Source organism: Rhodovulum adriaticum (assembly GCF_004345735.1).
GTDB lineage: Bacteria > Pseudomonadota > Alphaproteobacteria > Rhodobacterales > Rhodobacteraceae > Rhodovulum > Rhodovulum adriaticum.
In genome coordinates this window covers 1-3,473 of the sequence record NZ_SLXL01000026.1, presented here as the reverse complement: position 1 = coordinate 3,473, position 3,473 = coordinate 1, and the positions used below count along the sequence as shown (strand labels likewise).

The window sequence follows — 3,473 nt, the reverse complement described above, 5'->3', positions numbered from 1 at the left end:
GGGCGGCTTTTAGCGCTTGGGCAGGCCTTTAATAGTCAGGCATTTAGGGCCTTGGCCGACACAAACGACCGACAGGAGGCGCTACACTTGTCGGCACGTCATCCAATTGTGCGTCGGATCATCGCCATCGCCTTGTTCGCCTGATCGCGTGCCTCAGTGCTTTTCATCTTTGCTGCGCTGCGGCATGTTTGCGGGCGTCTTGCCTTCGGCGAAAAGGGTCTGCGCGATGCTTCCTGACCGCGTTTTGTCGCTGCCTACCGATCTGGTGCTGGTTGTGGCGATCCTGATCGCCGCTGTCACGATGTTCGCCATCAACCGGCCGCGTATGGATGTGGTGGCGGTGATGGTGATGGTCGCGCTGCCCTTTACCGGCGTGATTTCGGTGTCAGAGGCGCTGGCGGGATTTTCCGACAACAACGTGATCCTTATTGCCGGGCTTTTCGTTGTCGGCGAGGCACTGGTGCAGACCGGCGTAAGCCAACGCATCGGCGATTGGATCGCGGCGCGGGCCGGCCGGTCCGAGGCGCGGCTGATCTTCTTCCTGATGGTGGGAGCGGCTGCGCTGAGTTCGATCATGTCTTCAACCGGGGTGGTTGCGATCTTCATCCCAATGGTGTTGCGCATTGCGCGCAGCTCGCGGGTCGCGCCGGGGCGGTTGATGATGCCGCTGTCGATGGCGGCGCTGATTTCGGGAATGCTGACGCTGATCGGCACGCCCCCCAACCTGATCGTCCATGGCGAGTTGTTGCGCCGCGGCGAAGAGGGGTTCGGGTTCTTCGATTTCACCCCCTTCGGGCTGCCGATCCTTGGTCTGGCGATCCTTTACATGATCGCGCTGCGTCGGTTCATCGGTGGGGCGACGGTAACATCGCCCGACCCGACCAGGCGCAGCTTGGGCGATTGGGTCGCGGATTTCGATCTGGCCCGTCGTATCGCGCGATTGCGGGTGCCGGCGGGCGCGCAGGCGGCAAGGCGCCCGTTGTCGGCGCTCAATCTGGGGGGACCCGACCGCCCGGTCGTGCTCGCGATCGAGCGTATCGGCGGGCGTGCCGGCGATATCATCCGCCCCCGGCCCGACATCGTAATACGATCCGGCGACATTCTGGTGATCGACGCGGCCGATCAGGGCGACACTCTGGATGAGAGCTGCAACCGCTGGGGGCTGGTGCAGCTGCCATTGTCGGGGGACTGGTTCACCGAGCGCGCCCGCGACATGGGGTTGGCGCAGGCCATGGTCCCGCCGGCATCCTCCCTTGTGGACCGGAGCGTAGCCGAGGTTCAGTTTCCCGCGCACCACGATCTGGCGGTGATCGGGTTGCGCCACGGGGCCCGGGCAGTCTCTGGCGCGTTGCGGGACGAAACACTGCGCCCTGGCGACACGCTGCTGCTGATGGGGGCGTGGCAGGATATCCGCCGCGTGCAGGACCGGCGCGGCGAGGTGGTGATGCTGGACCTGCCCGGCGAGGCCGACAATGTCGCCCCCAGTGCCCGGCGTGCGCCGCTGGCGCTGTTGGTGGTGGGGCTGATGGTGCTGGGGATGGTGCTGGGCGTTGCGCCCAATGTGCACCTGGTCTTGCTGGCCTGCCTGGCGTTGGGCCTGTTCGGATGTGTCACCATGACCGGAGCCTACGGGGCAATGCACATGAAAAGCCTGGTGCTGATAGTTGGCATGCTGCCCTTTGCCCTGGCGCTGGAACGGACCGGCGGCGTGGACATGGCCGCTGCCGGATTGATCGCGCTGGCCGGAGAGGCGAGTCCACGGGTATTGCTGGCAGCGATTTTTCTGACGACCTCGCTGTTCAGCTTGTTCATTTCTAACACGGCCACGGCGGTTCTGATGGCGCCGGTGGCGATGGCGGTGGCCGACAGCCTGGGGATTTCGCCATACCCCTTTGCGATGACCGTGGCACTGGCGGCCTCGGCGGCTTTCATGACCCCGGTCAGCTCCCCGGTCAATACGCTGGTCCTGGGGCCGGGAGGCTACAAGTTCCTTGATTTCGTCAAGATCGGGGTGCCCTTTTCGGCCATAACGCTTGCGGTGGTGATCGCGATGGTGCCCGTCATTCTGCCGTTCTGACATGCGGCGGGACGCGGGCAGGCGGGACACCGATCAGGTCTCTTGAGACAAGCCTGGATGCCCCGCGCCGCCACGCTTTCGGCAATCCGGCGCAGACCGTGGATATAGGCCGCCTTGCGCATCCACATGGCAGGGACCGCACTGTCTGGTCAGCGCCAATCTGAACCGCGGCGCGGGGTACTCAACGTTCCGGCCATTATTGATGGCGCGCTTGCCGGGGCCGTTCGCGCGCCGAAATCCTGGGCGGAATATAACGCCAGCGCGATCGCAGAACGCCGAGTCTCGATAGAGGCGCAATGCCGCCAAGACCCGTTGACGAACGTTCCTGCTCTTTGATCCCGAGTGCGACGACTCGACTCTGATGCGTTTGGCAAGTAATAAGAACAAAGAATGAACAAATATTCTGGGATGTACGCAGACACACGCAAAACGGTCGTTTCCTTATGGGTGTTCGGCCTGTTGCGTGGCCGGGTTCTGCGTGCGCGGACCGTCCATCGCCTCTTCGCTTTCGCATGACCTACGCCGAGCTTTGCGTCACTTCGAACTTCACGTTCCTGACCGGGGCCTCGCATCCCGAGGAACTGGTGCTGCGCGCGGCCGAACTGAGGTTGTCAGCCATCGCCATCACCGACCGCAATTCCCTTGCCGGGGTGGTGCGGGCCTATTCCGCGCTCAAGACCCTGCGCGATGAGGCGGCCCGGACCCTGCGTGTGCGGTCCTCGCAACAGATCGACCCCAGCTCGCGGCAGGTGGTTGGTCCGCCACAGGCTTTGCCGATGCCGGTTGTGCCGACGCTGCCAAAGCTTGTCGTCGGCTCGCGGCTGGTGTTGCGTGATTGCCCCGTGGAGTGGCTGGCCCTGCCGACTGATCGCGCGGCCTATCAACGGCTTGCACGGCTATTGACCCAAGGCAAGCGGAGGGCGCCCAAGGGAGAATGCCATCTCGACCTGGACGATCTCGAAGACGGGTGTCGCGGGATGATCCTGATCGCGTTGCCGCCGCGCGATTTCCAGCAGGCCTTTGTACCGCTTCACCATCTGCAGCGGCGGTATCCCGGTCACGTCTTTCTCGGGGCCGCGCCGTCTTATGACGGGGCCGATCAGGCCCGGTTCGATACCTGTGCGGCCATGGCGCTGCGCTGTTCGACGCCGATGGTGGCAGTGGGGGACGTGCTGATGCATCACGGGCGGCGGCGCAAGCTTGCCGATGTGCTGACCTGCCTGCGCGAGGGGATCACCATCGACCGGATCGGCATGCGCGCCTTGCCCAATGCCGAACGTCGCCTAAAGGGCGCGTCCGACATGGCACAGCTTTTCCGGCGGCACCCGGCGGCGCTCAAGCGCACCCTGGAGATTGCCGCGCGGTGCAGCTTTTGTCTCAGCGAATTGAGCTACGA

Annotated in this window: 2 protein-coding genes; both read left to right on the top strand. The window is 64.4% G+C overall.

Annotated elements, in window-relative coordinates; all coding sequences use genetic code 11:
* The first annotated feature begins 226 nt into the window (after window positions 1-226).
* Window positions 227-2,077 (top strand): SLC13 family permease, encoded by a 1,851-nt coding sequence (locus EV656_RS16295; protein ID WP_200276902.1) that lies wholly within the window; start codon window positions 227-229, stop codon window positions 2,075-2,077.
* Between the two features lie 512 nt (window positions 2,078-2,589).
* Window positions 2,590-3,473, top strand: an 884-nt coding sequence (locus tag EV656_RS16290) for a PHP domain-containing protein (RefSeq protein WP_132605833.1), incomplete at its 3' end; no start/stop codon positions are given.

Excerpts from the sequence above, each read along its gene's own strand:
- EV656_RS16295 (WP_200276902.1), top strand. The coding sequence starts at position 227 with ATGCTTCCTGACCGCGTTTTGTCGCTGCCTACCGATCTGGTGCTGGTT.